This is a genomic window from Sphingomonas sp. M1A8_2b, assembly GCF_053345535.1.
In genome coordinates this window covers 1,312,048-1,338,697 of the sequence record NZ_JBKFAH010000001.1, presented here as the reverse complement: position 1 = coordinate 1,338,697, position 26,650 = coordinate 1,312,048, and the positions used below count along the sequence as shown (strand labels likewise).

Below are 26,650 nucleotides of genomic sequence, written 5' to 3'. Positions count from 1 at the left end.
GGCACGAGGTTGGCACGAGACAACCGTTCCCCCGCGGACGTGGGGCCCCATCTAATCACATCTACCGCGCGAGATCCTGGTCCCCCGCGTGCGCGAGGGAACAGCCGTGTATCGATACAATACGCACGAAAAGCGGAGATTCGCGTCAAACCCGCACCAGTCCTTCGATCGCCGCGGTCCTCGCGCTCGCGGGGAACAGCGCCGTCATTGCCCGCCTGGGATCGACACCGAAATGCGATGATACCGCGCCGCCGATGAACGCATCGAGCTGCATCGTCGGCTTCAGATCGCGTGCCTCGTACAGCGAAGCGGGCGACAGTCCCGGCCAGTCGGACACGACACGCCCACCCTTGACCGCGCCGCCGAACAGCATTGCCGCGGTGCCGGTCCCGTGATCGGTGCCGCCGGTGCCATTCACCGCCACCGTGCGGCCGAACTCGGTCGCGACGAGTACCATCGTGTCAGCCCATAGCGGCCCAAGCCCGGACTGAAGCGCGGCGATCATCGCATCGAGGCCCTTCAACTGCGCGGCGAGTCGGCCACGCTGGCCGGTATGCGTGTCCCAGCCGCCAGTCTCGATCATCGCGATCCGGGCACCGTCGTCGGGCTTGAGCAGCCGCGCGGCCAAGACGCCGGTCGCTGCGGCATTGCGACCGTTGTCCTGTGCGAGATCGCTGGTGAGCTGGCGGGTCGACATCGCCTCGCTCCACAGACCATGGAGTTGCTGGTCGCCCTGATACAGCAGCGATACGCGTTGCAGCAGGTCGTCCGACGCATCAGGCAGGTTGGACGGCGCGTAGGACGCCACCTCACGCCGCCCGCGCAACGCCATCGGTACGGTCGCCGCCACCGCGATCGCGCGCGCCTCGTCTGCCGGCAAAACGCCAAGCAGGCGGTTCAGCCAGCCATCGCGGACCTGATACGCGTTGACGCCACCCGTCTCGAGGACGTTCTGCCCGTCGAAATGCGAGCGATCGCGGTAAGGCGATGCGATCGCATGCGCGAACAGCGCCTGGCCCTGTTTATACAGCCCCGCACTCGCCACCATCGCCGGATGCAACGCGAACATCGCATCGAGCTTCGTGCCGGTCGCGACGTCCGCTGCCAGATCGCCGCGGACTCCGGCAAAGGCCGGATCGCCGACCGCGCCGATCGTCCCAAGGCCGTCCGCTGCACCGCGCTGGATGATAAACACGAAGCGCTTCGGCGTCGCCGCGCGGGCGAATGCGATGCGCGGGGCGAAGGTCGAGGCCAGGACGCCGAGCGCCCCGGTCGTGAGGAAGGAACGACGATCTAGCATCACTATCTCCGCATCGATTCGGGGGCGACCAACAACAGCGCCAGCGCCTGCGCAGGACTTTCCGCCCGTGACATCGCCTGCACCGTCGCCGGGCCGAGCGCTGCCGGAAACAATCTGGGCCCGAGCACGCGCGCATCGACTTGGCCCGCACGCGAGGCGAACCGCTCGGCCGCCTCGACCCGCCGCATGACCGCATCGGGGCCGGCCCACGCCGCCGCGATATCGTCGTACCCGACCGGTTGTCCCGGCTTCCACACCGGCTGGCCGAGCTGGTTCATCAACCCGACCGACACGCCGGGCTGCACCGCCTTGGTGCCAAGCGCGCGCAGCGTGGAGACGTACCATTCCCACGGTGTCTTGAACTTCACGGGAGTCGACACCCATGCTTCGGGCGATGCGATCAGCGCGCGATAGACGGTCGGAAGGTCGCCCCCGGATTTCAGGAACGCGGCCTTCAGTCGCGCGACCATCGCCGGCGGCGGGACGTCGCCGGCGAAATGGCGCGCGAGCTTGGTCGCGATATGCTCGGCCGTCGCGGGGTGGACCGCGAGATCGCTCAGTACCGCTTGCGCCTGCGCCTCGCCGGCTGCGGGATAGCGTTTGCCGATGATCGTCCGGTCGCCAGGCTGGTGGACGTCGGCCAGGAACTGGAACGCGCCCGGCGTACCGACATCGTCGTGCGAACCGGGACCGCGACCGATGCCTGCCACCGTCCATCCGGTCATCGCCCGCGCGAATTCGGTCACGTCGGCTTGGGAATATCCGCTGCGAACACCGAGCGTATGCAACTCCATGATCTCGCGCGCGAGGTTCTCGTTCAGGCCGACCCGCTTGCCGCCCCGTCCAGCCAGACGCAGCCCGCGGGCACTGTCCGGCCCGATCGAGACGGTCTGATCGAGGTACAGCAGCATCGCCGGATGCCGCTCGACCGCGTTCAGCATGTCGGCGAACGTCCCCAGCACGTGCGGACGGATCGCCTCGAACTCCATGCTGCCGGCGAGACCGATGACCTCCAGCTTGTCGGTGGAGACCGCGAAATGGTTTGCCCAGAAAAAGACGAGCCGTTCGATGAACGGTGCGTCGGTCGCCAGCGCGGCGTTGGTCCGCGCGGCGACCGCACCGCCATAGTCGTTGCGACCCTGTAACCCCGCCAACCTGCGGGCCTCCTGACGAGGACCGTCTCCTGCGTCGGGCTTCACCGCAACACCGACTGCGGCAGCCGGGCTATTGGGCACCGTCGCCGGAGACGGAACCATCGCGGCCGGCTCCGCCCTCATAGGCCACATTGGCATCGGCATGGCAGGCGTCGACGCAGCAGGCTGCAGCGGCCGCGCGCCGCGTGGGCCGAACTGCGCCCGAATGGCCTTTATCTGCGCGAAATAGGTCGCGAGGCTGGCCGACACTTCGGCACTCGACGCTGCGGCGGCAAGTTCCGGTGGGCGCACCACGAACCGCTCCATCTGCGCCGTCAGCCAGTGCGCCGGATCGCCCTCGATCCGATCATCGGGGCGGGCACCCAGACCAAACCGATTGAGCGCGATACTGGAAGCCGACACGCAACGTCTCCTTTCGATCACCCTGCCCGCGGGTTGTCGTAAGAGTATGTCACGCGCCTCGACTTATCGTATCGAACTGTCGCCTGACCGTTGCACGACCTGCAATCGCGAAGGATAGGTTTGCAATTGCAACCCATGCTGCACCGCAATAATCCTCCAGCTCAGAGTTGGGTGACGACCTGATCCGGCTCGACGCACACCGCGGGAGAAACGATCATGCGCAAGACCATCAAGATCATCGCTGCTGCCGCTGCAGCGCTCACCTCGACCATCGGCATGGCCGGCGAGACGCAGCAGAAGTTCGTGCACGAGGGCAGCACCTATATCTACACGTCCAGCCAGCAGGATGGGCGTCAGGTCATCGATGGCCGCCGCTATCCCTCGGGCCAGGCGTTCCATCTGATCGTCCGCGGCAACCGCGTGTCGGGCCTGTCTGGCGGCGTTCCGGTCGCGTTCAAGACAACCGAAGCAGCCGGCGCAGCCGGGGGCGTCGCAGCGATGGCGCGCTAAGCGATCTCACCTCGAGCGCGACCTGGTGGCGGCGGCTGGACCTCGGTCCGGCCGCCGCTTTAGTTTGCGTACGCCTTTCCTAGAACCCCTCCGGTAAATCGATCGGGCCGACCAGTTCGCGATACCGCGACACTGCGTACCGGTCGGTCATCCCGGCGATGAAGTCGGCGATGTGCCGACTGCGATCGGGGTCTGCGGTCGGCAGGCGTTCCCGCCATTCCTCGGGCATCGTCATCGAGTCGGTGCGATAGACCGCGAACAGGCCGGCGACGATACCGTTCGCGGCATCCGCGGCCGCCAACTGCCGTGGATGGTGATAGAGATTGGCGTACATGAAGCGCTTCAGGTCGCGTTCCGCCTCGCGCATCTCGGGCGAGAACCCGACTAGGCATTGCCCGGCCGCACGCACATCCTCGACGTCGGTCACGCCGCTTGTCGCGATCCGGTGACGCGTCTCGGCGATCAGGTCGTTGACCATCGTGCCGATCTGCGTGCGGACAAGTTCGCCGACCAGACGCTTCGGTGCGATGTCAGGAAAGCGGCGACGCACGTCGTCCCAGCCACGTGCTACCAGCGGCACGGCGAGCATTTGGTCGAGCGTCAGCAATCCCGCGCGAAGCCCATCGTCGATGTCGTGATTGTCGTACGCGATATCGTCGGCAATCGCCGCGACTTGCGCCTCCAGCGACGAGAAACTGGTCAGCGCGAGCGGGTATTCGGCGTCGGCCGCAGCTAGTGCCCAGCCCGGATGCCGCACGGGACCGTTATGCTTGGCCAACCCTTCGAGTGTTTCCCAGGTCAGGTTCAGCCCGTTCCACGACGGATAAGGCCGTTCGATCGTCATCAGCGTGCGGAGCGTATGACCGTTGTGGTCGAACCCGCCCTGCCCGCCTTCTTCAACCGAAGGCATCAGCGCCGCCTTCAGCGCATCCTCGCCAGCATGGCCGAACGGCGGATGGCCGATGTCGTGCGCCAGGCACAAAGCCTCGGTCAGATCCTCGTTCAGCGCCAGCGTCCGCGCGATCGTCCGACCGATCTGCGCGACCTCGAGGCTGTGGGTCAGGCGAACGCGGAAATGGTCGCCGTCGGGCGCCATGAACACCTGCGTCTTGTGACGCAGGCGCCGGAAGCTGATCGAGTGGATGATCCGGTCACGATCGCGCTGGAAGGCATCGCGCGGGCCACGAACGGACCCGTTCTGTTCCTCGTGGAGCCGTCCTTTGCTGCGCGCCGGGTCCGATGCCCAGGGCGCGCGGTAACTCACTTAGACGGCAGCTTGGTGATGACTTCGCCGGCATCGCTGGTGAAGGTGAAGGTCGAGACGCCTTCCTTCGCGAGCTGATTGACGAAAGTCCGCGCTTCCGCATCGGTCTTGAATGGTCCGGCGAGCACGCGGTTGGTCGCCTTCCACGGCGCAGTCCAACCACCGCGGCTGCCGAACACGGTCGGTGCCTTGGACTTCGCCTTCTTCCACGCTTTGGGCAAATCGCCTTCGGTAGCACCGGTCGACACCTGCACCCAGATCCGCTCGGGGTTGGCGCGTGCGATCCGCTTTTCCTCGGCCGCAGCCTTGTCCGCCGCAAGCTTCTCGGCGGCGGCCGCCTTCTTGGCCGCCAGCGCCTTCTTGTCGGCGACCACCTTCCGATCGGCGGCTTTCTTGTCCGCGAGCGCCTTGCGGTCAGCCGCCAGTTTGTCGGCCGCGAGCTTGCCCGCCTCGAGTTTCTCGGCGGCCAGCGTCTTCGCGGCGGCATCGCGTTCGGCCTTCGCCTTGGCCTCGGCAAGCACGCGTTCGGCATCCGCGGACACCGGCACCGCGGCTTGCGTCACGACTGGCGCTGGCCGCATCGGGGCGACGTCGAGTTCCGACGCCGGGATCGACAGGCCTGCGACGATCCGCGCGAGAATCGAGTCCTCGCTCGTTGCAACCGCGCGAGGGGGCGTCGCCGTCGCGACTTGGACGGGCGCCGGTCGAACAGCACCGGCCGCAGCCTGCTGAGTCGGCGCGGTTGTCGATGGCAACGCGGACGCCGCTACCGCATTCGCCGAACGCGGGGTCGCCGACTGGACCTGTCCGACCGGCTGCGCCGCAGTTTGCGTGGCAACGCTGGAGGACGGCGACGCGGTAAAGCCCGGCTCGACGCGCGCCAAGGCGACCGGCGCTTGCGTCGGCGAGGCAACCGGGGGAACGGTATTGGTCGCGACACCAGTCTGTTCCGGCACAACCGCTGGGCGCTGGACGGTTGGTGCGGCCGGGGCCGGCGCAGAATAGGCTGTTTGCGGCGTCGGCGCGACGGGTGCGGTCGACCGATAGGGCACCGGCTGCGCCTGCCGGACCGACGACGATGCAAGCTGAACCGGTGGAGCAACCGCGACGGCCGGCGGGGTAGTCCGACGTGTGTTGGCGGCCGCCATCTCGACCTTGGCCTGCTTGCCACGTCGATCGCGCTTGGTCTTTTTGAAAGTGGCGGCGACCGCAACCGGTGGCGGCGATGCGGCGAGCATCACCGGCGCGGTCGGGTCCGGAGCCAGCGCCCCCAGCGGTGGAGTCATCCGGGCATCCGCGATCCGTTCCGGGGTCGCGTGGACCTCGCCAAAATGCACCGCGAACGCGCGATCGATAGCGGGGAGCGTCGGCAGCCGCTGGAAGAACGGTTGCAAGCCCTGCGCCGTGCCGCGCGGCATCATCGTCGTCGCGATCCTCTCCGCGCCGGATACATCGCCGTTCATCGCCATGATGAAAGCACGCGACCGCCACGCACCGCGATCGCTCTTCTGCAGAAGCGGCGCCAATTGCTGCAAGGCGAGGTCCTGCTTGCCCGAAATTCCCAGCGACAACGCATAGCGGCGCAGCGTCTCGTCATCCGGCGCCTCGCGCAGCGCCAAGCGGTAGTCGCGTTGCGCGCGGTCCTGCTCGCCGATCAGATCATAGGCGAGGCCACGATCCGCAGCGAACCGGCGTGGATCGAGGCCATAGCTCTCGGCCTGCGCGAAATAGCGCAACGCCTCGCCCGGCCGCTCCGATCGAACCAAGATCGACGCCATGCCAGCTTTGATACGACCGTCGCGCGGATTGACCTTCTCAGCCCGCGCCAGCAGCGCCGCGGCCCCGCTCAGGTCGCCCAAGCCCATCGACAGATCGGCCGCCTTGATCAGCGCATCGACATCGCGCGGATTGCTCGCAAGCTGTCGCATCACGTCGCCGAGTCGATCGGCATCGGTCGTTCCCGGCAGCATCTGAACGACTTCCTGCGCGACGACGGGACGCGGCGAAGCTGCCAGCACGAAAACCAGCGCGGCAGTCAAAAGATGATGGGACGAACGGGTCATGAGATCATATGTCTAGAGGCCAGCCCGATCGAGCCGGCAATGTCCGATCCGTGCAAGCGAGCCGAAGCGAACCGCTGCGGCGACGAATGAGGCGTTTCACGGAATACGACGCGGCAAACAACGCTGATTTTCCATACCAACGGCGAAACCCGATCAGGGATGGCACCGATGGTGTTCGCCACATCGCCTTCGCTCGATAGCCGCGGCTCTCGAACACCGCCGACCGTTCTCCCACTACAGCGGGAGAACGGTGGCGCTGGTTACTGGTTATTCTGGCGGTGCAGGAAGCGCGGGATGTCGAGCGGATCCTGTGGAGCGGCCTCGCCATCTTCCTTCGCCGCACCACGGGCAGCGTTCGACATGCGCTCGAACAGCGTCCCCCCCAGCTTAACACGGGGTGCGGGCGGCACAGCTTCGGGTGCTGCCTCGGCACCCGGCGCGAGCCAGCGGCGACGTGCGCCACCTTCGTCGGCCGCAGGCGTCGGGACCGGCGCCGACGTCGCGATCGGCGCACGCGGCGGGGTTACCGGCGCAGCCGGCCGGGCGATCGGACCACGGCCATAAGGTTCGTCGGCATAGCTGCGCTGAGCGGGTGCCGCCTGCGATGACTGAAATGCCGGCGAGGCCTGCGGGGTCGGAGCCGGCTGCGTGGCCTGCGGAACGATCGTCTCTGCGCCAAGCACCAGCTCGTCGTCGGCCGCAGCAGGCGACGAATCGACCTCGGACGCAGCCGTCAGATCAAGCGGTTCTTCGTCGGCGGGAGCGGGAGCCGCAGCGACAGGCGCGGAAGGCTCGCTCGGACGGAACGAAGTCGTCTCGTCGGTCTTGCGCGATCCGAAGCTGAACGAGCGGGTCGGCTCGATCGGCGCTTCCGCCGGCCGTGCGTCCGCGTCGATCCCAGTCGCGACGACGGAGACGCGAATCTTGCCTTCGAGCTCCTGGTTGAACGCCGAACCCCAGATGATGTTCGCATCGGGATCGACCAGGTCGCGGATGTGATTGGCGGCTTCGTCGACTTCGAGCAGGCGCATGTCGTCGCCGCCGGTGATCGAGATGATGACGCCCTTCGCGCCCCGCATGCTGACGCCTTCGAGCAACGGGTTCGAGATCGCCTTCTGCGCGGCTTCGAGCGCGCGGTTGTCGCCGCTCGCCTCGCCGGTGCCCATCATCGCCTTGCCCATCTCCTGCATCACCGAGCGGACGTCGGCGAAATCGAGGTTGATGAGGCCCGGCATCACCATCAGGTCGGTGATGCTGCGGACGCCCTGCTGAAGCACCTCGTCCGCCATCGTGAACGCTTCCTTGAAGGTCGTGTTCGCGTTGGCGATGAGGAACAGATTCTGGTTCGGGATGACGATCAGCGTATCGACGTACTTCTGCAGTTCCTCGATGCCGCCCTCGGCCGACTTGGCGCGACGGTTGCCCTCGAACGCGAACGGCTTGGTCACGACGCCGACGGTCAGGATGCCCATGTCGCGCGCCGCCTTGGCGATGACTGGCGCCGCGCCCGTACCCGTACCGCCGCCCATGCCGGCGGTGATGAAGCACATGTGTGCGCCTTCGAGCATCTTGGCGAGCTGGTCGATCGTCTCTTCGGCGGCCGCGCGGCCGATCTCGGGACGGCTACCGGCGCCGAGACCCTGCGTGATCTTGGTGCCGAGCTGGATCCGCTGCGGTGCGGTCGACTGCTTCAACGCCTGCGCGTCGGTGTTCGCCACGAGGAAGTCGACGCCCTGGACGTCGGCCCGCATCATGTTGGCGATCGCGTTGCCGCCCGCGCCGCCGACGCCGATCACCGCGATGCGGGGGGCCAGATCGTCCACGTCGGGACTAAGGAATTCGATGCTCATCGCCGTTCTCCGCACAACCCGGTAGATACGCTACGGCCGGGCCCCTGATTAATCTGTGTGCACCAACGTCACGGCCTGTTCCAGCCGAAATAACGCCAGCGCCCTCGAAACTCTTAATAATTCGCGCGTGCCGCCTGAATCAACTTGCGCATCATGCCCATACCCTTTGGCCGATGCACCGTCGTCCGCTGCGGCGCGAGCCCGCGAAGGTCGATCGGGTTGGTCGCCGCGTAGAAGGCCAATCCCGCTAGCGTCGCGAACGCCGGTCCGCCATGCGCTTCCGGCAGCGCGGTCAGGCCACGCGGTCGACCGATCCGCACCGACCGCCCGAGCGCCTGTTGCGCATAGTCGGCGATGCCCTTCAGCTCGGCACCACCGCCGGTCAGCACGACCTGGCGCCCGACCGGCCCCTCGAACTTCAGCTTGGTGAGCGCGTTGCGCACCTCCCCCATCTGATGTTCGAGCCGCTGGCGGATCACGCCGATCAGTTGCGCCTTGGTGATCTGAGCCCCCTCGCCCGCGCCGTCCTCCGCGGAGATCGGCATGACCGGGATCATGTCGTGATTATCGCGCGGGCTCGCATTGGCCGAGCCATGGAAGCACTTCATCCGCTCGGCATTCTGCCGCCGCGTGCCGAACGCGCTGGCGATATCATCCGTGATGTCCGCCGCGCCCATCGGGATCGAGGTCAGCCCGACCAGCATGCCGCCCGCGAACAGCGAAACATTGGTGATCCCCGCCCCCATCTCGACCAGTGCCACGCCGAGCTCACGCTCCTCCTCGCTGAGGCAGGCAAGCCCGGTCGCGACCGGCGAGGCGATGATCGACTTCACCTCGAGATGCGCCGATCGCACGCAGAGATCGAGGTTGCGCACTGGCGAGCCGTCCGCCGCAACGACATGGATGTGCACCCCGAGCCGATCCGCATGCAGACCGAGCGGTGTCTTGACCCCCGTCAACCCGTCGAGCGTATAGAGCGCCGGCTGCGCGTGCAGCACCATCCGCCCCTGCGGATCGATCGAGTTGCGCCCGGCGGCGAGCAACGCATCGATATCCTGCTGCTCTACGCGGTGGCCGCCCAGCTCGAACTCGACTTCGGCGACATCGGACACGAGCCCGCCGGCCGAGAAGCCGACCCAGACATTCTCGATGTTGATCCCGGCGATCCGCTCGGCCTGCTCGACCGCCTCGCGCACTGCCGCTTCGGTCGTCGCCATGTCGGCGATATAGCCGCGCTTGACGCCGCGGCTCTCGCGCTGGCCGGTGCCGAGCACGATCAACTCGCCCCCGTCCCCCTTTTGCGCGATCATCGCCGATACCTTCGACGACCCGATATCGAGCGCCGTGATCAGCCCTTCCGGTGCCACCTTCGCCATGTCATCCCTCCCCCCCTGTTGCAGTAGCGCCCGTTGCGTTCGTATCCGTCGATTGAGACGGAGTAGTCGTTGTGTCGCTCGAAACCGGTGCCGGCACGTCGACGCTATGCGCGAGGCTCGCGCCCGGCTTGCGCGCGACGAGCTTGGTCGGATCGCGCATGTCGAACCGAATCCAGCCGCGCCCCAGCAACGGCTTCGATCCATCCAGTTCGGCAAACTTCACCAGCGCGCGCGGCGCGCCGTCTTCAGGCAGCGCCAGCGTCTCGCCGCTTTCGAACGTCAGGTCCCACCGCCGGTTGCCGACCCAGGTCGCCGCCTTGACGCGCGGACGCAGCGCGGGGGCGGAGGCGAGCAGCGTCTGGTACGATGCCTCCTGCCGATCCGCGCCGGGCCCGATCACCAGCGGCAGGTTCGGGATCGCATCGGGCTGGACCGGCTCGAGCAGCACGCCCGACGAGTCGATCAGCGTGAGCTGGCCATTGTCCTGCCACACCGCGGCGGGGGTCCGCTCGACGATATCGACGAGCATCGTATTCGGCAGCCGCCGCGAGACATGCGCGTCCGCGATCCAGCCATAGCGCAGCAGCTTCTGCCGCACTGCTTCCAGATCGACCGACAGCATCGACGTCTGGTTCTGCTTGTCCTCCAGCGCGACCGCATAGACCGACATGCGGTCCATCCGCTTGAGCCCCGTGACCTCGATCTGCTCCACCTTGAAGCCTGCGCGACCTGCACCCTCAGCCAGAGCCGCGCCGATCATCCCGGGAATGCCGACATACGTCGCTGCGGCGATCGCCACCGCACCGCCCGCACCGAGGATCGACCATGTCGCGATTTTCTTCAGCGTCTCTTCGCTGACCGGCAACATCCCGATCAGCCGGTCCATCACCGACACTTTCTTGACCGCAACCTTCCGGCGCGGGGCGGGCCGCTTGGGGGGCGGACCTCGCTTGATCGTGCGGCTCATGGCGCCCCGCTTTGCGCAAGCGGATGATCGGCCAGCGCCTCATCGACGATCGCCTGGACCAGCTCGGCATAGCTCATGCCGATGTGGCGCGCCTGTTCGGGAACGAGGCTGAGAGGGGTCATCCCCGGCTGCGTGTTCACCTCGAGCAGGAACAGACCGTCGACACCACGCTCGTCGTCCCAGCGAAAGTCCGACCGCGAGGCGCCCTTGCAGCCAAGCAACCGATGCGCTTCGAGAGCGAGGCTCTTGCAGGCGTCGGTGATCTCGTCGGGGATTTCCGCGGGGCAGACGTGCACCGTCATCCCGTCGGTATATTTGGCGTCATAGTCGTACCAGCCGCTCTTGGGCTTCAACTCTGTCACGCCGAGCGCCTTGCCGCCGAGTACCGCAGTCGTGAGCTCGCGCCCGCGGATATACGGCTCGGCGAGCAGTTCCTCGAACTCACCCCAAGGCCCGACGCTGTCGCGTGCGATCGGGTTGCCGTAATTGCCGGAGTCGGTGACGATCGCCACGCCGACCGAGGAACCTTCGTTGACGGGCTTCAGGACATAAGGCCGCGCCATCGGATCGCTCTCGAACAGGTCCGCCGACTTGACGATCCGCCCGCCCGGCATCGGAATCCCGGCGGGAACGAGGAGCAGCTTGGTGAGAACCTTGTCGATTGCGATCACCGACGTCGCCAGCCCGGAGTGCGTGTAGCGCAGGCCCATCAAGTCGAGCAGGCCCTGCACCGAGCCGTCCTCACCAGGCGTTCCATGCAGCGCGTTGAACACGAGATCAGGCTTGGCGTCGGCGAGCTTGGCGGCAACATCCCGCCCCATATCAATCCGCGTAACCCGGTGCCTGAGCGACTCAAGCGCATCCGCACAGCCATTACCCGACATCAGCGAAACCTCACGCTCCGCCGACCAGCCGCCCATGAGCACCGCGATGTGAAGAGGCGATGTCATAGCCCTCTCCCCTTCGGGGAGAGGGTTGGGTGAGGGGTCGTACCGGGCGCAGCATTGCTGGGCTGCCCCTCACCCCGGCCCTCTCCCCGTAGGGGAGAGGGAGCAGCGGCCCCAACCCGCTGGATTTCCCACTCCAACGTCACCCCCGAATGCGCCTTCACTCTGTCCCGTACCTCTTCACCCAGCGCCTCGATCTCCGCGCTCGACGCGGACCCGAGGTTCAGCAGGAAATTGCAATGCTTCTCACTCACCTGCGCATCGCCGCGAGTCAGCCCGCGACACCCCGCCGCGTCGATCAACGCCCACGCCTTGTGCCCCTCGGGGTTCTTGAACGTCGACCCACCCGTGCGCGAGCGGAGCGGCTGCGAAGCCTCACGCTCGGCCCCGATCCGATCCATCTCCGCACCGATGGTGGCAGGCTCGCCGGGCGTGCCGCAGAATACCGCCTCGACCACCACCGCGCCCGCGGGTAGGTCAGAATGGCGATAGGTGAACCCGAGCTTCTCAGCGGACCATGTCTCGATCGAACCGTCGCGTGTGACGACGGTAGCCTCGACCAGAATATCGCTGACATCCCGTCCATAAGCCCCCGCGTTCATCCGAACCGCACCACCAACAGTGCCCGGTATCCCACGCAGAAACTCAAGCCCGGCAATCCCAGCATCCCGTGCGGCACTGGCAACGGTAATCCCCATCGCCCCCGCGCCTGCCCGAACGCGGCCGTCCTGCACCGAAACCTTGGCCATCGCCTTAGGCAATCGCACAACGACCCCCGGCACGCCGCCATCGCGCACGATCAGGTTCGAGCCGACCCCGACCGGCAGCACGGGAGTGGAAGGATCGAGATCGCGCAAATACGCCGCTAGATCGTCCGCCGTATCGGGCCGCACCAGCGTCTCCGCCGGCCCACCAGTCCGAAACCATATGAAAGCCGCCAGCGAAGCCCCTGCCTCGACCTTGATTCCCCTCCCGCTTGCGGGAGGGGTTAGGGGAGGGACTGACATAGCCGCGCCCGTGCCGTCGGAGGAGGCCGAAGCCCCTCCCCCGACCCCTCCCGCAAGCGGGAGGGGAGCAGAAGCGCGAGCGCTCACGCCAGCACCTTCGCGCGCTCGGCAGCGATCGCGTCGGCGAGCCCGGCTGCCCACTTCGTTATGTCGCCGGCGCCAAGGCACACGACCATGTCATCCGCCTCGATCGTCGCTGCCAGCTCCACCGCCAGCGCATCCGCATCCGCAACCACACCGGCGAACCGGTGCCCGCGCCGCTTCAGTCCCTCGACCAGAGCCGCCGCGTCGACGCCCTCCACGGGCGCCTCGCCCGCAGCGTAGACCGGCGTCACCAGCACTCGATCCGCGTCGTTGAACGCAGTCTGGAAATCCTCCATCAGATTGCCGAGCCGTGAATAGCGATGCGGCTGCACCACCGCGATCACGCGACCCTTCACACCCTCGCGAGCCGCCGCCAGCACCGCCCGAATCTCGACCGGGTGATGCCCGTAATCGTCGATGATCGTGACACCGGCCACTTCACCGACCTTGGTGAACCGCCGCTTCACGCCGCCGAACTTGGCGAACCCCTGCTGGATCGTCGCATCCGCGATCCCGAGTTCCAGCGCCACGCCGATCGCCGCCAGCGCGTTCTGGACGTTATGCCGCCCCGGCATCGGCATCTCGATCCCCGCGATCGTCCGCGTCGCGCCATCGCGCTCGCGCACCACGCAATCGAAGCGGTTACCGCCCGGGATCGGCGTAACCTCCACCCCGCGCACATCCGCCTGCGCGGAGAAACCGTACGTCACGACCCGCCGATCACGCACCCGCGGCAGGATCCCCTGCACCTCCGGGTGATCGAGACACAGCAGCGCCGCGCCATAGAACGGCACGTTCTCGACGAACTCGACGAACGCATTCTTCACCGCGTCGAACGATCCGTAATGGTCGAGATGCTCCGGATCGATGTTGGTGACGACCGCGATCGTGCCGTCGAGCCGCAGGAAGCTGCCGTCGCTCTCGTCCGCCTCGACCACCATCCAATCGCTCGCACCCAGTCGCGCGTTCGAGCCGTACGAGTTGATGATCCCGCCGTTGATCACCGTCGGATCGACGCCGCCGGCATCGAGCAGCGCCGCGACCATCGACGTCGTCGTGGTCTTCCCATGCGTGCCGGCAACCGCGACGGTCGACTTCAGCCGCATCAGTTCCGCCAGCATTTCAGCGCGCCGCACCACCGGCACGCGCGCGTTCAACGCCGCCTCGACCTCGGGGTTCGAACGCACGATCGCGGTCGACACGACCACTACCGCGGCATCGCCGATGTTCGACGCGGCGTGGCCGATCGCCACCGGAATGCCCTTGTCGCGCAACCCCTGCACGACATAGCCCTCGCCCACGTCCGACCCCTGCACGCGATAGCCTAGGTTCTTCATCACCTCGGCGATGCCCGACATGCCGATCCCGCCGATCCCGACGAAGTGGATCGTGCCGATGTCAGTAGGAACGCCCTTCATGCGAACTGCGCCTTCGGCTTGGTGGGCGCACCGACCGGAATGCGCGACAACGGCGCGTCGAGGCTCTCGACCAGATCGGCCAGATCGCTCGCCGCATTCGGCCGCCCGCAACTCCGCGCGCGGCCCGCCGCATTCTGCAACGCCGCCGGATCGAGCCCGAGTTTCTGCATCTGCTTGGCCAGTTCCACTGCGGTAAAGTCTCCCTGCGCGATCGTCCGCGCGCCACCCGCCCGCGTGATCTCGCGCGCGTTCACCGTCTGGTGATCGTCGGTCGCCCCCGGCAGCGGCACCAGGATCGCCGGCCGCCCCGCCGCGGTCAGCTCCGAAATCGTCGACGCGCCTGCACGGGCGATTACCAGATGTGCCCAAGCCAGCTGTTCGGGCATATCGGGCAGATACGTCGCCAGCTCGGCCGGGATATGATGCTCGGCGTATTTCGCGCGCACCGCGTCGATATCCTCGATCCGCGCCTGATGCGTGACCTGCAAGCGCCGCCGGAACGTCACCGGCAGCATCGCCAGTCCGTCAGGCACGACCTGCGACAGGATGCTCGCCCCCTGGCTACCGCCGGTCACGAGCACGCGAAAAATCCCATCCTCCTCCAGCAACGGATACGGTCGCGAGCGCAGCGCCAGCACCGCCTCGCGCACCGGGTTGCCGACCAGATGCGCCTTGCCCAGCAGCTTCGGCGCGAGGCGCTCGGTCGGCTCGGACGAGGTCGCGATCGCGTCCACGCGCCCAGCGACGAAGCGGTTCACGCGCCCCAGCACGGCGTTCTGCTCGTGCACCGCGGTCGGGATCTTGTCCGCGAACGCCGCCAGCAACGCCGGCAACGCAGGATAGCCACCAAAGCCGATCACCGCCGCCGGCTTGAACGTCCGGTACAGCTCGCGCGCCATCGCCCGCCCGCGCCACATCTCCCGCGTGGCCCGAGCCCAGCCGAGCGGCCCGCCGGTAAAGCGTCCAGCCGGCAGGACATGCGTCTGGATGTCCTCGAACAGCCCCGGAAACCGCACGCCGCGCGCGTCACTGACCAGCGCGACACGGTGGCCGCGCTTCGTCAGTTCGGCCGCGAGCGCCGCTGCCGGGACCATGTGTCCCCCGGTTCCACCGGCTGCGAGGACGTAATGCTTACTCATTCACCACTCCAGCGGACGACATAGGGGCTCCGCGTGAGAAACGGATTGCGCCGGGTAAACGCCAGCAGCAACCCCATGCCGACCGACAACGCAATCATCGACGACCCGCCATAGCTGATGAAGGGCAGCGTCATACCCTTTGAGGGCGCGAGGCCGGTGTTCACCGCCATGCTCACCAGCGCCTGCGCGCCGAACTGCGTCGCGAGGCCGGCCGAGGCGAGCAGCTTGAATTCGTCCTGCTCGTCCAGCAGCTTGACGAAGACGCGCACCACGATCGCAAGGAAGATCACGGCGATCACCGAACACGCGATCAGCCCGAATTCCTCGCCGATCACCGAGAAGATATAGTCGGTATGCGCCTCGGGCAGCCCGAACTTCGCCGCACCCGCGCCCGGCCCCGTCCCGGTCCAGCCGCCCGCGGTCAGCGTATTATGCGCGGCATTCGTCTGGAAATGATCGCCCGCGCCCTCGCCCTCGACACCCGGAAACAGGAACGCATCGATCCGCGACCGCGCCACGCCGTAGAATATGTACGCCGCGACCAGACCGGCCGGCGCCATCGCCATGAGCCCGAACATCACCTTGGCCGGCGTCCCCGCGATCATCAGCAGCGTCATCCACACCGTACAGAAGATGATCGTCTGGCCGAAATCGGGTTGCAGCATCAGCAGCACCGCGACGCCCGCGGTCATCGCGCCGGTGATCAGCACCGTCGGCAGCTCGGCATCCTTCGCGCGCAACGACAACAGCCACGCGACCGTGACGATGAACAGCGGTTTCAGGAACTCGGAAGGCTGGAATTGCGCGAAGCCGACGCCGAGCCAGCGGCGCGCGCCATTGGCTTCAACTCCGATAAACGGCGTCACCATCAGCATCAGCACGAACAGCGCACACCCGCCGATCGCCATCCGCCGCGCCGTCGCGACGGGCATCATCGACACGCCGAACAGCACCGGCAGCGACACGCCGACCCACATCAACTGTCGCCAGAAATAATAGAGCGGCGCGATCTTGTGATGCTCGCCCGAATAGCGCACCGCGCTCGCCGGCGACGCCGCCGCCACCGCGATCAGACCGATCGCGATCAGGAACAGCGTTAGCAACAGCAGCATCCGGTCGATATCCCAGAACCACGTGCCGAGCGGCGACCGATCGCCGCGCCCGCCGCGCTGCTTCATCTTCGCGACGATCCCGTTCTTCTGTCCGGACACACCCATATCCATGGTCCCAACGCGCATATCGGTCATGCCAGCGACTCCACCGCAGCGCGGAACGCCGCCCCGCGCGCTTCGTAATCGCGAAACTGGTCGAAGCTAGCACAAGCGGGGGATAACAACACCGTGTCGCCAGGCTTGGCGTTGGCCGCGGCGATGCGGACGGCGGCGTCGAGCGTACCGACATTCTCGACGGGCATGGAATCCTTCAAAATCTCGGCGAAAATCGGGCCAGCCTCGCCGATCGTGTAGGCACGGACGACGTGGCCAAAGGCGGGCTTGCACGCGTCGAGATCGTCGCCCTTCGCGCGCCCGCCGACGATCCAGTGGACCCGGTCGAACGCGGCCAGCGCGGGCGCGGTACTCTCGGGATTGGTCGCCTTGCTGTCGTCGACATAGGCGACGCCGCCATATGACGCGATCTGCTGCATCCGGTGCGGCAGGCCGGTAAAGCTGGTGAGGCCACGGTCGATATCGACCTCGCTCACGCCCAGCGCCTTGACGACCGCAATCGCGGCGAGCGCGTTCTGCGCGTTGTGCGGCCCCTGGAGCGCGGGCCAATTGCCTTGGAACAGGCACACGCCTGGCGCGATCTTGGTGAGATGCTCGCCCTTCGCCGACAGACCGCGCGCGATCTGCGCGGACGGCGCATCGCCGATCCCGATGACCGCGTCATGCTCGGCCGACTGCATCGCGAACAGCCGCGCCTTGGAGGCGGCATAGCCTTCGAAGCCGTCATAGCGATCGAGGTGATCCGGCGTGATGTTGAGCAGCACCGCGACATCGCAATTTAGGGTCTGGGTCAGGTCGATCTGGTAGCTCGACAGTTCGAGCACATAGACGCCGCCCTCGGGCAGCGGTTGCTGTTCGAGGATCGGCAGGCCAATGTTGCCGCCCATCAACGTCGGGATGCCGGCGGTTTTGAGGATATGGTGAACGAGTGCGGTGGTGGTCGACTTGCCGTTCGTGCCGGTGATGCCGACGACCTTGTGCGGGGGGAGGTCTGCGCGGGCCTGCGCGAACAACTCGATGTCGCCAATCACATGAACGCCAGCCGCACGCGCCTTCGCGGCCAACGGATGCGTATTCAACGGCACCCCCGGCGACACGACCAAAGCGTCGACCCCCGAAAGATCGTCGAGCGGCGCGACTTCTAAAAGCCCTCTCCCCTCCGGGGAGAGGGTTGGGTGAGGGGCAGTTCCGGGCGTAACACTGCTGGGCTGCCCCTCACCCCGACCCTCTCCCCGGAGGGGAGAGGGAGTGAAGACGGCGCGCTTAGCCTCGTCGGAATCCCACGCGACGACCTGCGCCCCGCCAGCCACAAGCGCCCGCACCGTCGCAGCCCCCGACCGCGCCAGCCCCAGCACCGCGTAGCGTTTCCCGCGCCAGGCCTTCGCAATAATCACCGCAGCTTCAACGTCGAAAGACCCACCAGCGCGAGCACCAGCGCGATGATCCAGAACCGGATCACGACGGTCGCCTCGGCCCAGCCGAGCTGTTCGAAATGATGGTGGATCGGCGCCATCCGGAACACGCGCTTGCCGGTGCGCTTGTAGAAGAACACCTGGATGATCACCGACAGCGCCTCGATCACGAACAGCCCGCCGATGATCCCCAGCACGATCTCGTGATGCGCGACGACCGCGATCGTCCCCAGCGCGCCACCGAGCGCGAGGCTTCCGGTATCGCCCATGAACACCGCGGCCGGTGGCGCATTGAACCACAGGAACGCGAGCCCCGCGCCGACGATCGCCCCGCAGAATATAGCCAGCTCACCAGCACGCGGCACATGCGGGATGCCGAGATAATCCGCGAACTTCACGTTCCCGACCAGGTACACGATCACCATGAACGCGACGCTGGCGATAATCACCGGCATGGTCGCCAGCCCGTCGAGCCCATCGGTGAGGTTCACCGCATTGCCGAACGACACGATCGTGAACGCCGCGAACACCGGGAAGAACCAGCCGAGATCGAGGTACATGCGCGAGGTGAACGGCAGATACAGATGCGGCCCGTTCTGCGACATGATGATCGTCGCGGCGATCCCGGCGATCGCGAACTCGAGCAGCAGCCGCGTCCGCCCGCTGATCCCCGCGGTGCTCGCCTTTCGCACCTTGTCGTAGTCGTCGAGGAACCCGATCGTCCCGAAGCCCAGCGTCACGAATACGCACGCCCAGACATACGGGTTGCTCAGGTCCATCCACAGGAAGATGGCGAGGCACATCGAGGTCAGGATCATCAGCCCGCCCATCGTCGGCGTGCCGCGCTTCGACAGGTGCGACTGCGGGCCGTCGGCGCGGATCGGCTGGCCCTTGCCCTGCCGCACGCGCAACCAGCCAATGAACTTCGGCCCGATGATCAGGCCGATGATCAGCGCGGTTGCCACCGCGCCACCGGTCCGCACCGTCTGATAGCGGATGAGGTTCAGCAGGCCGGGAAACCCCAGATGCTCGGCGAGCCAGTACAGCATTCAGTTAATCCCGCCTTTGAGGCCAGCTTGAAGACAAGCCACGACGCGGGCGAGGCCCACCCCGTTCGATCCCTTGACGAGCACGACATCGCCGGGCGCCAGAATCGTCCGTAACGACGCGAGTGCGGCCGCAGCGTCGCCCACATGGACGGTTTCGATCTGTCCCTCAAGCACCTGCGCTAGCGGCGCCATCGCTTCACCGACGAGCAGCGCCATTTCGACGCGCGCGGCGAGGATCGGCTCACCGAGTCCAGCGTGATAGTCGTCGGACGCCTCGCCCAGTTCGCGCATTTCGCCGAGTACCGCGATGTGACGACCGGGCTCGTGGCCAAGGACGCTGAGCGTCGCACGCATCGAAGCGGGGTTGGCGTTGTAGCTCTCGTCGATCACCAGCGCCTGGCCTTCGCCGACGGTCACCAGCGACCGCGCTCCGCGACCTTGCAGGCCGCCAAGTTCGGCCAGCGCAAGCCCGGCGAGTCCGAGATCGCTCCCGGCCGCCTGCACGCACGAGAGCACGCCCAGCGCGTTCGACACCCAATGCGCGCCGGGCTGCGCGATCGTGAAGCTCAGCTCATGCTCCGCCCCCTGCCCCATCCGCGCGGTAACGAACGTCCCGCCGGTCGGCAGCCGCATCGCCTCGATCGCGCGGATATCAGCGCCCTTCTCGCTGCCGAACGTGACGATATGCGCGGCATGCGGCGCGGCGTGGCCGAGCAGGCGGTCGCGGTGCGGGCTGTCATAAGGCACGATCGCCGTTCCGCCCGGCTCCAACCCAGCAAATATCTCGCCCTTGGCATCCGCAATCGCGCTTTCGTCGGGAAAGAACGCGGTATGCGCAGGCGCGATCGCGGTGATCATCGCGATGTGCGGACGGACGAGTTGCGTCAACTCGGCAAGCTCACCGGCGTGGTTCATCCCCATCTCGAACACGCCGAACTTCGCGTCGCGCGGCATGCGGGCGAGGCTGAGCGGGACTCCGGTGTGGTTGTTGTAACTCTTGACCGAGCGATGCACCTCGCCGGGGGCTGCGCGGTCGAGACAGGCGAAGAGAGCCTCCTTCGCGCTGGTCTTGCCGACCGAGCCGGTGACGCCGATGATCTTGGCGGACGAGCGTGTACGGCTAGCGCCGCCAAGCGCGTTCAATGCGGCAAAACTGTCCGCCACGAGCACGTGCGGATGATCGCAAGGCTCAGACACGATCGCCCCCACGGCGCCTTGTGCGAAGGCCTGGTCGACGAACAGGTGCCCGTCGCTGGCCTCGCCCTTCATCGCCACGAACAGATCCCCGGGGCCAACCTCGCGAGAGTCAAACGCGACGCCGCTGACGGAGAAATCACCAGACGCGACACCGCCAGTAGCGGCCGCGATCTCGGCCGAAGTCCAGAGGCTCACTTCCCCCCCTCCCGCAAGCGGGAGGGGGTCGGGGGGTGGGCGCACGCTGTCGACAAAGCGCAGCGCCTGCCGAACCCGCGAGCCCACCCCCGGCCCCTCCCGCTTGCGGGAGGGGGGAAGAAGATAGCCACCCTCACGCCGCGCACTCCCGCGCGACCGTCACGTCGTCGAACGGCAGGACCATGTCGCCGACGATCTGCCCCTGCTCGTGGCCCTTGCCGGCGATCAGCACGATGTCCTCGGGGCCAGCCTCGCGCACAGCAGCGCCGATCGCCGCCCGCCGGTCGCCGATTTCCTCAGCCCCGCGCGCGCCCTTCAGGACATCGCATCGGATCGCCCGAGCGTCCTCGGTCCGGGGGTTGTCGTCGGTCACGATAACACGGTCGGCGTGCTGCACCGCGACCTGCCCCATTGTCTCGCGCTTGCCGGTGTCGCGGTCGCCCCCTGCTCCGAATACCACGATCAGCTTGCCGCCTGCATGCGGCTTCAAAGCTGCAATCGCTGCTTCGAGAGCGTCAGGGGTGTGGGCGTAATCCACGTACACCGGCGCACCCGACTTCGCGATCACCGCGCGCTCGAGCCGCCCGCGCACCGGCTGCAATCGCGCGAGGTTTGCGATCGTTGAGCCCACGTCACCACCGGTCGCGATCACCAGCCCAGCCGACACGAGCGCGTTCGCCGCCTGGTAGGCGCCGATCAGCGGCAAGGTGACCTTGTACGTCTGACCCTCCGCCTCGATCGTCAGCCCCTGCCCGAGCAGCGTCGGATCGCGGCCCACGAGCCGAAGTGTCTCACCCTGCGTGCCGACCGTGATCAGCCGGTTGCCGCGCTCGCGCGCCAAGTCGATCACCCGCGCCGACTGCGGATCGTCCGCCCAGACCACCGCCGCGCCGTCCGTCGAAAGCACTTCCGAGAACAGCCGAATCTTGGCGGTGAAATACGCCGCCATGTCGCCGTGATAGTCGAGATGGTCGCGACTGAGGTTCGTGAACGCCGCCGCCGCCACCTTAAGCCCCTCGGTTCGGTACTGGGTCAGGCCGTGGCTCGACGCCTCGAACGCCAGATGCGTCACGCCCTCGCGCGCGAGCCCGGCGACATTCGACAGGAACGTCACGACGTCCGGCGTCGTCAGCCCGGTCGTCACCCGCTCGTCGGCCGTTGTAACCCCCAGCGTCCCGATCGAGGCGGCATGAAACCCAGCCATCCGCCACAACTGCCGCGTCATCTCGACACACGACGTCTTCCCGTTGGTTCCGGTAATCGCGACCGACGTCTCAGGAAACGGCGCGAAGAACTTCGCCGCCAGTTGCGCGAACCGCTCGCGGGGATTGTCGTCGGCGATGTAGGTGGCGCCCTCGACCGTCAGCCCAGGCCGCGCCACGACTGCAATCGCGCCGGAGCGGATCGCATCGGCCACGAAATCCTCGCCATTCACCCGCGCGCCTTCGAACGCGCCGAACACCGTGCCCGGCGCGACCTTGCGGTGATCGATCGCGAACCCCGTCACCTGCGCCTCTTCCGTCCCGTCGGTCAGCGCTGCGAGTTTCATGCAATAGTCCTCATTGCCCGGTAGGCTGCGTACGGGTCGGGTCCTGCCACAAAGTCGGCAGGATGTCAGACACGTCGATGTCGCGGTGCGCGTCCGGCACCACGCCCAGGATCGCCCCGACGCGCGAGATCGTGCGGCCCACCACCGGCGCGGTATTCCATGCCGCGGTCTTCCACCCGGCGGTTTCCTTCGTCCCGAGTGGCGAATCGAGCATCGCCAGCACGACATAGCGCGGCGCATCCATCGGGAATGCCGCGGCGAATGTCGCCACGTTGCGCGAATGATCGTAGCCGCCCGACACCGCCGCCTCGGCCGTGCCGGTCTTGCCACCGACACGGTAGCCGGGTGCGTCACCCTTCCGCCCCGTACCGCGCTGCACGATCAGCCGCAGCATCTGCCGCATCCGCGCACTCGTCTGCTCGCTGATGACGCGACGACCGGCAACCGCATGACCCGGCGCGACCTTCAGCAACGTCGCCGGACGCCAGATCCCGCCGTTGACCAGCGCTGCATACGCGCTCGCGAGATGAAGCGGGGTCACCGCGATGCCATGCCCATAGGCAGTCGTCATCGTCGTCGTCCGCGCCCAGTATTTCGGCCACAACGGACGGCCCTTCTCGCGCAGCTCGATATCGGGCTTGGTGTCGAAGCCCAATTTCTTGAACATCGCCTGCATCTTCGCGGGCCCGACCTCATCGGCAACGCGCGCGGTGGCAATGTTGGACGAATAGATCAGCGTCTCGGCCATGTTCAGCCACCGCTTCGGATCGCCGCGCTCGTCGTGGATCGTGAAGCGCCCGACCTGGAGCGGATGCGTCGCATCGAAGCGCCGCGCGAACGACGTCACCACGCCGGTATCCAGCGCGGTCGCCATCGTGATCGGCTTGAACGTCGAGCCCAGCTCGAACACGCTCTGCGTGGTGATGTTGCGGAGCTGCTCGCTGCCCGACATGCCGACGCGGTTGGGATTGAACGTCGGCAACGAGACCATCGCGATCACTTCGCCGGTCGAGACATCAAGGACGATGCCACCGGCGCCGCGTGCCGAAAACGTCGTCATCGCGCGACCGAGTTCGCTCTCCATCGCTGCCTGGACGCGGTTGTCGAGCGACAGCGCGACCGGCGTGCCGTTGAGCGCCGGGTTGGTCAGCCGCTCGTCGAGCACGCGCTCCATCCCGCTCATGCCGTGGCCCGCGGTCGACAGGAAGCCGAGCGCATGCGCCGCCATCGTCGACTGCGGGTACAGCCGCTGCGTATCGCGGTCGAACACGATCGCGGGCTCGCCGATCGCGTTGACCTGCTCGACCAACGCCGGCGACGCACGCCGCTGGAGATAGATGAAGTTCTTCCCCGACGTCAGCAGCGCATAATAATGCGCCTGGTCGCCCGCCTCGGGCATCAGCGCGGCGAGCTTGCTGGCGATCTCGGTCGGGTCGCCGATCAGTTTCTTGGGATGCACCGCGATCGTCCAGGCGTCGATCGTCCGCGCGAGCGGCGATCCGTTGCGATCGACTATGTCGCCACGCGCCGCGATCGCCGCCGAGCGCGCCTGCGGATCGGCGAGCGACGACTGCACCGCCAGCATCCCGAGCCGCCCGATCACCACCAGAACAGCCGCGCCGAACAGGAACATCAGCATCATCAGGCGCGTGTGCGCCGTCGCTACCAGGGCATGACGCTGGTTGGCGCTACGCGGCTGCGAAACAGGTCGGGCGACCAAAGCCGTCAACGCCGCCGACCGCTCTCGGAACGGGCACCGCTCATGATGTCACCCAGCGTCGAATCGGACAGCAGCTTGCGATCGAGCATCGCGACCGCCTGCGGGCGGACCTTCGCGACTGCTGCTAGCCGCTCGGTCTTAGCGGCGCGGACGAGCGCAGCCTCGGCGGAGCGTGGCGCCGAGACCGAGGCACGGATCACGACGGGCTTGAGCGCGGTCTTCGACGCAGCCTGGATCGCGACGTTCATCGCGCGCGGTGCGGTCGCCTGCGCCATCTGAACCGGAGCAAGCTTCACGACCGCCGGCGCAGCGGTCACCGGGACGGTCGGCACGGAGACGACGGACCCCGCCCCCGACGGCACTAGCAACGCGGCGGTCTGAACACCGTCGCCCCCCAGACTGTTGACGTCGAGCGACGCGAGCGCGGCCTCGCTCACGACGAACTGCCCCGCGGTCGGCGCCGACAAGGCGAGCGTATCGCCGTTCCAGCGCTCGAGCTGCGCCAGGTTGCCGCGCGTGTCGAACTCGGTTTCCAGCGCGCGGATATCGCGCTGCGCGACGCGGATCTGGCCATTGACCGCCTCCAGCTTCTTGCGCTCGGCAGCGACCTGCAGCGATACGAGGTAGAAACCGAGCACGACGGCCACGCAGCCCCCGAACCAGCCCACACCCTTCATCCGATACGCCGCCGTCATGTCGTCACCTCTTCCGTCCAGGGTTGCGCGGAGGTCCGCCGCGCCGTCCGTAATGTCGCCGAGCGCGCGCGCGGGTTGCGCGCGATCTCGGCCTCGCCGGCGCGAACACCGCGGCCGACATGAGAAAAACTAGGGTCTGCAGCGGCTTTCACCTGCGGAAGATGACGGGACCCTGAAGGCGACCCGCCGGACCGCGTGCGCAGGAAGCGCTTCACCATTCGGTCCTCCAGGCTGTGAAACGTCACGATGGCGAGCCGGCCGCCCGGCTTCAGCACGCGCTCGGCCGCCAGCAATCCGTCGGCCAGCTCGCCCAGCTCGCGGTTCACATGAATGCGGATCGCCTGGAACGCGCGCGTTGCGGGATCCTTCTTGTCGTGCGCCTTGTAGCCGAGCGCGCGGCGGACGATGTGCGCCAGCTCGCCTGTCCGCGTCAGCGGGCGCGCCGCGACGATCGCGCGCGCCACGCGCCGCGACTTTGGCTCGTCGCCATATTGATACAGCACGTCGGCGATCTCGTTCTCGTCCGCCTCGTTGACGAAGTCCGCCGCCGACATGCCGGCCTGCGCCATCCGCATGTCGAGCGGGCCGTCCGACTGGAACGAAAAGCCGCGCTCGGCTTGGTCGAGTTGCATCGACGACACGCCGATATCGAGCGTCACGCCGTCCACCGGGGCAAGGCCCCGCGATTCGAGTTCGGACGCCATCGCCGAAAAGTCCGCGGCGATCAACGTCAGGCCTTCCTCGGCTTCTTCGATCGCGCGACCATTGGCGATAGCATCGGGATCGCGGTCGAACGCGACGATCCGCGCGCCCGACTTAAGCAACGCCAGCGTGTAGCCGCCCGCACCGAACGTGCCGTCGACCATCGTCTCGCCGGGCTCGGGGGAAAGCGCGGCCAGGACTTCGTCTAGCAGGACGGGAATGTGCGGTGCGTCGGGACTGCTCACAGCTGCACCCCCTTCTCGGCCATGTAGAAGCGCGCCATCTCCTTGACGACGGGGGGCATGCCGTCGGTGGCGATCAGCGTCGCGGGGTCCCAGATCTCGATATAGTCGAGCACACCGTAGAAGAACGCATGGCCCTTGATGCCCGCATAGAAGCGCGGGAACGCGGGCATGATGAAGCGACCCGAGCCGTCGAACGGCACCGCTTCGCCCGACGCTGCGGCGCGCTTGATGTTGTAGTCGTACTCGCCGTTCTCGGACGTGTTCTCGGATTCGCGGCGATCGAGGCGCTCGGCGAGGATGTCGACGTAACCGGGATCATACGCAACCAGGCAGCGATTCTTCTGATGCGCGCCGATGATGATGGTCCCGCCGTCCTTGCCGTTCGCCTTGGGGGCATTGGCGGACAGCGTCGTGCGGAGCGCCGAAGGGATGGCTACCCGGCCCTTGTCGTCGACAAGGCCGATACCGTCTCCTTGATAGCGACCACGTACCGACACGCCAAAACCCTTCGAAATGGCGCACACGCTTCACCACCTCGAGCCGCGACCATCATCGCGCCCCGACCGCAGCAATTGCCGACGGTGAAACATGCCCCTGTATTAACCTCCATCTACCATAGAGATACGGGGACGCAACGGGATTTTTGGGGATTTGTCGGAATTCACAGGTCGGTTCGTCGACTAATTCCGGGGAATTCAGCTTGGGCTGGCGGAATTAACGCGTCGTTAGGGACGTCTACCTGGGGATTTCCGGGGATTTCTCAGGAATCACGCAGTCAACGACCGGATCGGAACCCGTCGTAGAGCGTATCGAAAGATGGCGCAGATTTTGCAGGGGGCCGAATATGCCCCGTGCGAAGTCGTGGCTGAAACGGCGGCGGCAGCCGGCGCTAGTGGGTCGCGACCTGTCCGTTACCACTGGGTGCGACACCCATCTCGGCCAGCGGTTCACCCGAGTCGGTCGCGTCCACGCTGTTCGTCACGCCCATGTTGGCGACCACATCGGGCTGTGCAGCCCCAGCCGCCGCGACCGGCCGCTCACGACTGGCCGAGCCGATGATCGCGCTCGCCAGACCGATCAGTAGCACGACGGCCGCGAGACCGATCAGGCCGACCTTGATGCGTTGCATGCGCTGGAATGGATCGTTGGACGACTTCATCTTGTCGCGCTCCGATACCC

Annotated in this window: 22 protein-coding genes; 1 reads left to right on the top strand and 21 read right to left on the bottom strand. The window is 66.9% G+C overall.

The features are described 5' to 3' along the window. Window positions 1-145: 145 nt before the first annotated feature. Both ACLBWL_RS06190 and ACLBWL_RS06185 read right to left on the bottom strand, forming a co-directional pair. Window positions 146-1,300, bottom strand: a complete 1,155-nt coding sequence (locus tag ACLBWL_RS06190; protein WP_447791162.1) for a DUF1501 domain-containing protein — start codon at window positions 1,298-1,300, stop codon at window positions 146-148. Window positions 1,301-1,302: 2 nt separating this feature from the next. Continuing rightward, window positions 1,303-2,856: a DUF1800 domain-containing protein gene (locus tag ACLBWL_RS06185; RefSeq protein ID WP_447791160.1), complete on the bottom strand. Its 1,554-nt coding sequence runs from the start codon at window positions 2,854-2,856 to the stop codon at window positions 1,303-1,305. 216 nt (window positions 2,857-3,072) lie between these two features. Between ACLBWL_RS06185 and ACLBWL_RS06180 the strand changes: the two genes are divergently transcribed. Further along, window positions 3,073-3,366, top strand: coding sequence for a hypothetical protein (locus ACLBWL_RS06180; RefSeq protein ID WP_447791158.1), 294 nt, complete (start codon window positions 3,073-3,075; stop codon window positions 3,364-3,366). Between the two features lie 79 nt (window positions 3,367-3,445). Here the strand turns inward: ACLBWL_RS06180 and ACLBWL_RS06175 are convergent, their stop codons facing one another. The 19 genes from ACLBWL_RS06175 to ACLBWL_RS06085 form a co-directional block, all read right to left on the bottom strand. Beyond that, window positions 3,446-4,630: a deoxyguanosinetriphosphate triphosphohydrolase gene (locus ACLBWL_RS06175; protein WP_447791156.1), complete on the bottom strand. Its 1,185-nt coding sequence runs from the start codon at window positions 4,628-4,630 to the stop codon at window positions 3,446-3,448. Further along, entirely contained in the window at window positions 4,627-6,693 is a 2,067-nt protein-coding gene (locus tag ACLBWL_RS06170; protein WP_447791154.1) for an SPOR domain-containing protein, read from the bottom strand. The genes ACLBWL_RS06175 and ACLBWL_RS06170 overlap by 4 nt, the downstream gene beginning before the upstream one ends. 260 nt (window positions 6,694-6,953) lie before the next feature. Then, window positions 6,954-8,543, bottom strand: a complete 1,590-nt coding sequence (gene ftsZ / locus ACLBWL_RS06165; protein WP_447791152.1) for a cell division protein FtsZ — start codon at window positions 8,541-8,543, stop codon at window positions 6,954-6,956. A 113-nt stretch (window positions 8,544-8,656) separates the two neighbouring features. Next, a complete protein-coding gene (gene ftsA / locus ACLBWL_RS06160) occupies window positions 8,657-9,919 on the bottom strand; it encodes a cell division protein FtsA (RefSeq protein WP_132738761.1) in 1,263 nt (420 codons plus the stop codon). 1 nt (window position 9,920) lies between these two features. Then, the gene (locus ACLBWL_RS06155; RefSeq protein ID WP_447791150.1) at window positions 9,921-10,886 is read right to left on the bottom strand and encodes a cell division protein FtsQ/DivIB; all 966 of its coding nucleotides are present in this window, start codon (window positions 10,884-10,886) and stop codon (window positions 9,921-9,923) included. After that, window positions 10,883-11,836, bottom strand: coding sequence for a D-alanine--D-alanine ligase (locus ACLBWL_RS06150; protein WP_447791149.1), 954 nt, complete (start codon window positions 11,834-11,836; stop codon window positions 10,883-10,885). The genes ACLBWL_RS06155 and ACLBWL_RS06150 overlap by 4 nt, the downstream gene beginning before the upstream one ends. Then, the gene (gene murB, locus ACLBWL_RS06145; protein ID WP_447791147.1) at window positions 11,833-12,840 is read right to left on the bottom strand and encodes a UDP-N-acetylmuramate dehydrogenase; all 1,008 of its coding nucleotides are present in this window, start codon (window positions 12,838-12,840) and stop codon (window positions 11,833-11,835) included. The genes ACLBWL_RS06150 and murB overlap by 4 nt, the downstream gene beginning before the upstream one ends. An 83-nt stretch (window positions 12,841-12,923) precedes the next feature. Next, complete coding sequence (murC, locus tag ACLBWL_RS06140) at window positions 12,924-14,342, bottom strand: UDP-N-acetylmuramate--L-alanine ligase (RefSeq protein WP_447791145.1); 1,419 nt, start codon at window positions 14,340-14,342, stop codon at window positions 12,924-12,926. Next, the gene (gene murG, locus ACLBWL_RS06135) at window positions 14,339-15,481 is read right to left on the bottom strand and encodes an undecaprenyldiphospho-muramoylpentapeptide beta-N-acetylglucosaminyltransferase (RefSeq protein ID WP_447791143.1); all 1,143 of its coding nucleotides are present in this window, start codon (window positions 15,479-15,481) and stop codon (window positions 14,339-14,341) included. Before murG ends, murC begins: the two co-directional genes overlap by 4 nt. Next, window positions 15,478-16,659 (bottom strand): FtsW/RodA/SpoVE family cell cycle protein, encoded by a 1,182-nt coding sequence (locus ACLBWL_RS06130; protein ID WP_447792022.1) that lies wholly within the window; start codon window positions 16,657-16,659, stop codon window positions 15,478-15,480. The genes murG and ACLBWL_RS06130 overlap by 4 nt, the downstream gene beginning before the upstream one ends. Before the next feature lie 65 nt (window positions 16,660-16,724). Next, entirely contained in the window at window positions 16,725-18,101 is a 1,377-nt protein-coding gene (gene murD / locus ACLBWL_RS06125; protein WP_447791141.1) for a UDP-N-acetylmuramoyl-L-alanine--D-glutamate ligase, read from the bottom strand. Continuing rightward, on the bottom strand, window positions 18,098-19,168 hold the full coding sequence (gene mraY, locus ACLBWL_RS06120) for a phospho-N-acetylmuramoyl-pentapeptide-transferase (protein ID WP_056486650.1): 1,071 nt from the start codon (window positions 19,166-19,168) through the stop codon (window positions 18,098-18,100). The genes murD and mraY overlap by 4 nt, the downstream gene beginning before the upstream one ends. Further along, the gene (locus ACLBWL_RS06115) at window positions 19,169-20,560 is read right to left on the bottom strand and encodes a UDP-N-acetylmuramoyl-tripeptide--D-alanyl-D-alanine ligase (RefSeq protein ID WP_447791139.1); all 1,392 of its coding nucleotides are present in this window, start codon (window positions 20,558-20,560) and stop codon (window positions 19,169-19,171) included. 133 nt (window positions 20,561-20,693) lie between these two features. Beyond that, window positions 20,694-22,109: a UDP-N-acetylmuramoyl-L-alanyl-D-glutamate--2,6-diaminopimelate ligase gene (locus ACLBWL_RS06110; RefSeq protein ID WP_447791137.1), complete on the bottom strand. Its 1,416-nt coding sequence runs from the start codon at window positions 22,107-22,109 to the stop codon at window positions 20,694-20,696. Between the two features lie 10 nt (window positions 22,110-22,119). Then, entirely contained in the window at window positions 22,120-23,838 is a 1,719-nt protein-coding gene (locus ACLBWL_RS06105; protein WP_447791135.1) for a peptidoglycan D,D-transpeptidase FtsI family protein, read from the bottom strand. After that, window positions 23,835-24,524: a hypothetical protein gene (locus ACLBWL_RS06100; protein ID WP_447791133.1), complete on the bottom strand. Its 690-nt coding sequence runs from the start codon at window positions 24,522-24,524 to the stop codon at window positions 23,835-23,837. The genes ACLBWL_RS06105 and ACLBWL_RS06100 overlap by 4 nt, the downstream gene beginning before the upstream one ends. Beyond that, window positions 24,521-25,471 (bottom strand): 16S rRNA (cytosine(1402)-N(4))-methyltransferase RsmH, encoded by a 951-nt coding sequence (gene rsmH, locus ACLBWL_RS06095; protein ID WP_447791131.1) that lies wholly within the window; start codon window positions 25,469-25,471, stop codon window positions 24,521-24,523. Before rsmH ends, ACLBWL_RS06100 begins: the two co-directional genes overlap by 4 nt. Continuing rightward, window positions 25,468-25,995, bottom strand: a complete 528-nt coding sequence (locus ACLBWL_RS06090) for a division/cell wall cluster transcriptional repressor MraZ (protein WP_183129002.1) — start codon at window positions 25,993-25,995, stop codon at window positions 25,468-25,470. Before ACLBWL_RS06090 ends, rsmH begins: the two co-directional genes overlap by 4 nt. A gap of 365 nt (window positions 25,996-26,360) precedes the next feature. After that, window positions 26,361-26,630 (bottom strand): hypothetical protein, encoded by a 270-nt coding sequence (locus ACLBWL_RS06085; RefSeq protein WP_447791129.1) that lies wholly within the window; start codon window positions 26,628-26,630, stop codon window positions 26,361-26,363. Between the last annotated feature and the right edge of the window lie 20 nt (window positions 26,631-26,650).

Excerpts from the sequence above, each read along its gene's own strand:
- murB (WP_447791147.1), bottom strand. The coding sequence starts at position 12,840 with ATGTCAGTCCCTCCCCTAACCCCTCCCGCAAGCGGGAGGGGAATCAAG.
- ACLBWL_RS06150 (WP_447791149.1), bottom strand. The coding sequence starts at position 11,836 with ATGACATCGCCTCTTCACATCGCGGTGCTCATGGGCGGCTGGTCGGCG.
- murC (WP_447791145.1), bottom strand. The coding sequence starts at position 14,342 with ATGAAGGGCGTTCCTACTGACATCGGCACGATCCACTTCGTCGGGATC.
- ACLBWL_RS06110 (WP_447791137.1), bottom strand. The coding sequence starts at position 22,109 with ATGAAACTCGCAGCGCTGACCGACGGGACGGAAGAGGCGCAGGTGACG.
- ftsA (WP_132738761.1), bottom strand. The coding sequence starts at position 9,919 with ATGGCGAAGGTGGCACCGGAAGGGCTGATCACGGCGCTCGATATCGGG.
- ACLBWL_RS06190 (WP_447791162.1), bottom strand. The coding sequence starts at position 1,300 with ATGCTAGATCGTCGTTCCTTCCTCACGACCGGGGCGCTCGGCGTCCTG.
- ACLBWL_RS06130 (WP_447792022.1), bottom strand. The coding sequence starts at position 16,659 with ATGAAGCAGCGCGGCGGGCGCGGCGATCGGTCGCCGCTCGGCACGTGG.
- ACLBWL_RS06155 (WP_447791150.1), bottom strand. The coding sequence starts at position 10,886 with ATGAGCCGCACGATCAAGCGAGGTCCGCCCCCCAAGCGGCCCGCCCCG.
- murG (WP_447791143.1), bottom strand. The coding sequence starts at position 15,481 with ATGAGTAAGCATTACGTCCTCGCAGCCGGTGGAACCGGGGGACACATG.
- ACLBWL_RS06100 (WP_447791133.1), bottom strand. The coding sequence starts at position 24,524 with ATGACGGCGGCGTATCGGATGAAGGGTGTGGGCTGGTTCGGGGGCTGC.
- ftsZ (WP_447791152.1), bottom strand. The coding sequence starts at position 8,543 with ATGAGCATCGAATTCCTTAGTCCCGACGTGGACGATCTGGCCCCCCGC.
- ACLBWL_RS06170 (WP_447791154.1), bottom strand. The coding sequence starts at position 6,693 with ATGACCCGTTCGTCCCATCATCTTTTGACTGCCGCGCTGGTTTTCGTG.
- mraY (WP_056486650.1), bottom strand. The coding sequence starts at position 19,168 with ATGCTGTACTGGCTCGCCGAGCATCTGGGGTTTCCCGGCCTGCTGAAC.
- ACLBWL_RS06180 (WP_447791158.1), top strand. The coding sequence starts at position 3,073 with ATGCGCAAGACCATCAAGATCATCGCTGCTGCCGCTGCAGCGCTCACC.
- ACLBWL_RS06085 (WP_447791129.1), bottom strand. The coding sequence starts at position 26,630 with ATGAAGTCGTCCAACGATCCATTCCAGCGCATGCAACGCATCAAGGTC.